Consider the following 6025-nt stretch of genomic DNA (forward strand, 5'->3'; position numbering starts at 1 on the left):
TTATCTAGAAATATCTTGAGACGTCCAAGTATTTTCTTTATTACTGGACTCTTATTAGAGAGTAAAACTAAGCCTGAGATAGGGCTTAAATATTAATATACGAGGGGAATACATCTGAGCAGTCTAAATGATATAAAATACCAGAGCATAAAACAATATCAAAATGACCATATTTTTCAGCACTTAAATTTCTTACATCATCTTGATAAAAGGTTAAGTTTTCCAACCTTAATAAATCTTTAGCGAATATAGCTTTTTGTATGTTTGATTCTCTTCCTTCTATCCCTACAACAGTTGCTCCTTGCATAGCAAACTCAATAGCGTAATGCCCCTCTAAACAAGCTAAATCTAAGATTCGAAGATTTTTAAAATCACATTGTGTGATATCTTGAATCATTGTCACAATTTTTTTTAATGCAGGATTTGGTTGTCGAATATCTCTTGTATATAGAGTATCCGTTAATTTAATATCATAAGCGGTCCATTCACCATATTTACGAATAATGTTTTCTTTTTCGAGAACAAAATCTTTCATGATACAATTCGCCACCTTTAACATAATATTATGTGTAATATATACCTTAATAAGATCAATATATGTATGTATAACTTGTATTTAGACGAAGGTAAACATTTTAAAGCTTCTCACTTTATCATGTGGTACGTCCACAATTCCTTCTTTTTGGGAGCCACTCGCAAATTTAGAACAATATGCAGCTCAAATAGTCAACTAATTAAACTACCTATTCATCTCATCTATCTAAATTATAGAAATAATTCTAATTTAACTAATTAAGATTTTTTCTTTTACATAGAAAATCTTATTATATTCATTTTTAGCCATAGCCAGTGCAAATGTCATAATGATAAGTGGGACACCACATTGCTATTATGCTAAGCAAACAAAATACTCCTTAAAATAAAATGAAAAAATACATTATTTTTTCTTATAAAAGAAAAGCAAAGAATAAACTTTAATATGTATTAATCCAAACAAGAGAAGATGATTCATGTGAAACAATTTACTAAATTTCCTCTGACATTTTTAGTTATGTTCCTAGCCAATTTAGCGAACTATTATTTTATCCTATTTATGTAATAATAAAAGCCTTCCTAATTATAGGAAGGCAACGTTCTAAAATGAAAACCTATATTTGATTACTAATTAAATTACCTCAAACTGATAATATACACTTTTCCCATTCTCCCTAGTTACTTTAATTTCAGCAAATCCTTTACCAATGACATCCATTCTAACCTTTCCATTGCCCTGTACTGTATATTTGACAACTTTTTCTCCATCTATTGTTGTATGCTTTGCTGCAACTCCATCTTCTGTTCTAGATTGACCAACACGCCAACAGTCACTGCACTTTTTTGTGCTCTTAGATATCATTTCATTTTTTACATGTACGCTGTTAGTAGATGCATCAGCAATACCATTTGTACTCAACAAAATTATGGAAGTTACTAAACCTATTCTCAGTTTAATATAAAATTATTTCATCCCTCCTGTGATAATTCATAATTTTATATTAAACTGAGATTCTTTCAGGTAACTTTCATTTACCTTACAATAACCTTAAATCCCTTTCTGTAGATATCGAATTCTTTGGAAGAAAGAATTCACATAGTTTATATTGATTTTTTAAACATGGCCATGTGGATTGGCCCTACATTATTAGCTATATGTACCTTTCCGTTCATTTTCTGCTATTAGTTCATGTATTAAATAGATCAAATACATAATGACTGAGAGAATTAGATAACTAGCAGTTTTACCTTTATCAGCAATTAAATGCCTTGCTTCGACTAGAATCACTTTTATTATTAACAAAATCTCACTAGCTCAAATGTAATAACTTATGAGTATAAGAATATTTTCTGAGCTTTAATATAATGTAAAATTAGTAAGAAACTTATTTCATGAAAAAATGTTAACTATTAAAGAACTAGAAGTGATTATATGAATAAATTATTACTATCGTGTTTATTAGCTACATTCTGTCTAAATACCGCAGGATGTTCTAATGATATGACTATACTAAAGGATAGTTCTAAACCTTCAACACCTACGAAGGCGAAATGCATTAACAAAGCTTGGTACAAAAAACATATGCCATGTAGTAGGTTATGATAAAAATCATAAGGCGAATATATATATATTAATTAATAGTTATAAATCTACCTAAAAAGCCTATCAATAATGGTGGTCTTGTTTATATTGGTGAGATTGTACTATTATGATAAAATAGATTTAACTGTATGACGTAGGGTGGTTGGTTGCTGTCCTTTCTCTTTTTTATATAGAGGGAAAGGAGGTGACTCCTATGATGGAATATTTACTGTCTTTGCTACAGGATTTGTTGAAAGTATTTTTGACAATTCTTGTTACCGGTTATGGAAACAAACTGATGAGTAAAATTAGCAAAAAACGTAAAAGAACCTCCCTACGCCGTCGGAAGCAAAAGGGAAGTTCTAGAAAAGGAAAATAACTTTATTTAGTAACTACCCGCCTTACGGCAACAGTTACCAGAAGAGATGTATCGAGCATCTCTTCTTTTATTATATACCCAAGGTATTACTGTAATACTACTGTAGTAATAATTATAACAAATGAACATAAAAAATCAATGAGTAAACAATGAATGTAATGGACCAAAGAAAAGACACCCTAAGATGCCTTCTTCCGACTTGAGCCCTCCTATAGTAATGCGATATCTATTAATAAAATGTTTTATATAAATAATTTGATATATCTTTATGTACCCTAGCTGATATAATATATAAGGCAATTATTGGTTAATGAATAGCGTACATATATTGGGGAGGTACATAAGTCATGGAGTTAATAGTTTCTTCATTTGTATTAGTGGTAATATTCTTTATTCTTTCGATAGTTTTAAGTGGTAAAGGTCAGCGAATAGCAAAAGAAGTTTTAAAAGAGCTTATTAATGGTCCTGAGGGAAAAATGTTGGTAGGTTTTTTTGGAACTGGAGCAGTTATAGGAGTAATTTTTATCATTTGGCTTTTATTGAACTAAGCATTCCAGTTACTCAGGCTGATACAAGGTGCAAGAAAATTACTGGATAATTAAAGGTACATATATATTAGGAGGTACATAAGCCATGTTAGAGGTAATTACGGCATTTTTCTTACTAATTCTCCATTCTATTGTTTATCTCTTTTCAAGTGGAGAAACTAAGCAAATAGCAAAAAAACATATAAAAGAAATTCTTAATAGTCCGGATGGAGTAATAATATTAATTGTTGCTGCGGCACTTTTAATCGGGGGGATATATTTATTATCATTATGATTTCAGATACCTTAGCTTAAAACGTATAAGGAAATTAATAGTATACATATAGTAGGGAGTCATAAGTAATGATATTTATAATTGTGCTATTTTTCATATTTATCATATCTATTATTCTTTCATTATTTTCAAAAGGTGAAACTCAGCAAGAATCAAAAGAAGTTGTAAACGACATTGTTACTGGTCCTAATGGGAAGACACTATTAATTGTTGCCGTGGTATTTGTAATTGGAGGGATATATATTGTTGGTAGTATTATAAATGATGGCTATGAATCACCTAAAAATCCAAGTATGCGAAACGATCGTACACCTTTAAATTGTGCTCATTATGGTGGAGAATGGGACACCGGTGGTCTTTTTGGAGAAGCTAAATGTGTTTATAATAAAACTGATGAATCGGATAATAAATAATATATAAAGGCCTTATCTTTTCTATAGGAAGATGAGGATTTTTTATGCATAAAAAAGACACCTAAGGTGCCTTCTTCCAACTTGAACCACTTTAATTTTAATAATATGTATTGGACTCTAATCCAAATATTATTTTACCACGTTAATTAGTTGCATTTATTGAGAAATTATAAAAGCCCTCTTTCAAGTGCCTTTTTCTAATGTGTTTACATCCTTAATTGATTGTAAATTGATTTGAATACGTGAATTCACCACGATATTTAATTACAGCGACATAATTACCACTTGTATAGCTATCTGTAATAGGTGTTTGCCAAATTTCTGTTCCAGGAATAAATTCTGGTTCTATTGTTTGGAATCGTTCTAGGGTACCATTTGTGTGGATTTTATAAATTTTCATTTGCGCACCAAAATGTTCCCTACCAAAGTGCTGTGTTAAGTAAAATGTATCACCAGTTATTAAATTTCCAATCTTCCAATCAGGTTGGTATGTACTTTCCTCTGAATTTTGTAAATCCATAATGGTTTTGAATCCCCAATCATCATTAAGTAGATCTGAGTAAGCTGCAGCTGCTTGTGAGGTAGGCTTACTCATTTCTACTGCAGTAAACCCACTAAATGTTAACACTCCAATTAATACTAATTTTCCTAATTTCATTGTTGTTTCCCCCTGTCACATTTCAGAATTATTTAAAATCATATACAAACAATAATATAGTTCGTTGTATTATATTTCAAATATTCTCTAAAAAAATCCAAAATATAAAGACACCCTAAGGTGCCTTCCTCCGACTTATGAATCAAATCTATATTTTGTTCACTTTATTCAGTATGGTGATGATGGCCTTTGTGTAACACAATGGAACCAAATCACGCTATAAACATTAGTGGACATCATAACATGTCCACTAATATACGTAATAACCCTTAAAATGAATGTCCGCTAATACTTAACATAAGTTTTGTTTTCGTTACTACACAGACTACTATATCCTCTCTACTGGCTGTGGTTGCATTGTCAAACACTAAAAGTATAACATCTGTTTATATAATTTTAATGATTTAATTTCCTCGTATTCCCTCATTTCCTTGTAAAATGTTACTTTCTTCATGCCAGCCTTGTCCATGAACTCAAAAGCTTTGATCTTTCACCTTCCATTCCTTACTTGTTATCCTCTTTCATGTACCAAGCATTAGAATTGAAACCTTTGAGATTACTGTTTCCTTAACCGCAAAGAAAACGCCAAACCTTATATATACTTTTGAGTATGTTATGTAATACTAATTGGTTTTTATGATAATTATTCGTAAGTGGATAATTCACTAAGCGCCTCGTCTATTGTATCCCTAGCAATTCTTAACGATTTTAAACATTTGCCTAATTTTGCTAAATCGGTTTGGCTCGCAGCATCTCCATAGTTGTCTATAACAAATTGCAAGTTATCCATCGCCTTTAAAATAGATGAATGTAGACCCTTTAATTCTGTTGGGGGTTCTACATATCGTACACTAGAGATGAGATAAGACATTTTATAGAAAACATCGCCTACATCTGAAACCCATGATTTGTTTATAGTACCCTTAATTTCTGCATCAGCCTCTAAAATGCTAAATCGGTTTGCCACATCAGATAGGTCCTTTAAATAATCATCCATTACCCACGCATAATGCTGCTTGTCTAAATGTTTATAATTACTTGTTTTGGCTCCTTGCTTTACTTCTTTTTGATTTCCTATATTTTTTTCATCTGCGGTTAATTCCTCAACTGCTGCTGTAATGGCTTTTATACCTTTTTTGCTACCAACAAGAGCGTCGATAGTTAAAATACTACAGATAAAAATCACAAACAAGGCAATCCACTTAGCCCATTTCGGCATAAAAAAACTCCTTACTTGATATATTTCTCCTAAATTATAATACAGGATTAACGCTCGTTATAAACACTATGTCTCTTTACCTAATACCTTACCTTCTGTTTTCCCAAAATCGACATCTTGAAATAAATCTATAGCATGTCAAAAATCCATTTTAAAATAACACATCATTAAATTTAAATATAACACTATATTGTTTTTCTATCAAGAATATTTTTTCCAAACCAAAAATCATTCATAGCCTCCTCTTTTCACCATTAAACCTAATTTATATATGATAAATAAAAAAGAGGATCTCCCCATAGTAGAGCTGGTATTATCCCCTATAGGTAGACAGTAAAAAAGAGTCCATCTGATATGATGGACTCAATACTGTTTTATCTGGAGGGGATTTTTTTATGGCAAGAAAAGGACAATCATT

At 31.0% G+C, this 6025-nt stretch carries 7 protein-coding genes and 1 pseudogene; 4 read left to right on the top strand and 4 right to left on the bottom strand.

Going from position 1 to position 6025, the window contains the following annotated elements:
* Positions 1 to 103: 103 nt before the first annotated feature.
* Positions 104 to 535: pseudogene (locus MR168_RS31895) on the bottom strand (class I SAM-dependent methyltransferase); the annotation flags it as partial.
* 630 nt (positions 536 to 1165) lie between these two features.
* The gene (locus tag MR168_RS31900; RefSeq protein ID WP_228497362.1) at positions 1166 to 1456 is read right to left on the bottom strand and encodes a hypothetical protein; all 291 of its coding nucleotides are present in this window, start codon (positions 1454 to 1456) and stop codon (positions 1166 to 1168) included.
* A gap of 874 nt (positions 1457 to 2330) precedes the next feature.
* Here MR168_RS31900 and MR168_RS31905 point away from each other — a divergent pair.
* From MR168_RS31905 to MR168_RS31920, 4 genes are all read left to right on the top strand, one after another.
* Positions 2331 to 2495, top strand: a complete 165-nt coding sequence (locus MR168_RS31905; protein ID WP_242291745.1) for a hypothetical protein — start codon at positions 2331 to 2333, stop codon at positions 2493 to 2495.
* A gap of 347 nt (positions 2496 to 2842) precedes the next feature.
* Positions 2843 to 3043 (top strand): hypothetical protein, encoded by a 201-nt coding sequence (locus tag MR168_RS31910; protein WP_086411731.1) that lies wholly within the window; start codon positions 2843 to 2845, stop codon positions 3041 to 3043.
* An 85-nt stretch (positions 3044 to 3128) separates the two neighbouring features.
* Positions 3129 to 3317, top strand: a complete 189-nt coding sequence (locus MR168_RS31915) for a hypothetical protein (protein WP_000895161.1) — start codon at positions 3129 to 3131, stop codon at positions 3315 to 3317.
* Between the two features lie 68 nt (positions 3318 to 3385).
* Complete coding sequence (locus MR168_RS31920; RefSeq protein ID WP_086411730.1) at positions 3386 to 3730, top strand: hypothetical protein; 345 nt, start codon at positions 3386 to 3388, stop codon at positions 3728 to 3730.
* Between the two features lie 214 nt (positions 3731 to 3944).
* Here the strand turns inward: MR168_RS31920 and MR168_RS31925 are convergent, their stop codons facing one another.
* Together MR168_RS31925 and MR168_RS31930 are read right to left on the bottom strand one after the other, a co-directional pair.
* Positions 3945 to 4388, bottom strand: coding sequence for a DUF5065 family protein (locus MR168_RS31925; protein WP_086411729.1), 444 nt, complete (start codon positions 4386 to 4388; stop codon positions 3945 to 3947).
* 643 nt (positions 4389 to 5031) lie between these two features.
* Positions 5032 to 5607, bottom strand: coding sequence for a hypothetical protein (locus MR168_RS31930; protein ID WP_086411728.1), 576 nt, complete (start codon positions 5605 to 5607; stop codon positions 5032 to 5034).
* Positions 5608 to 6025: the final 418 nt, after the last annotated feature.

Source organism: Bacillus cereus group sp. BfR-BA-01356, from assembly GCF_022663635.1.
Classification (GTDB): domain Bacteria; phylum Bacillota; class Bacilli; order Bacillales; family Bacillaceae_G; genus Bacillus_A; species Bacillus_A cereus.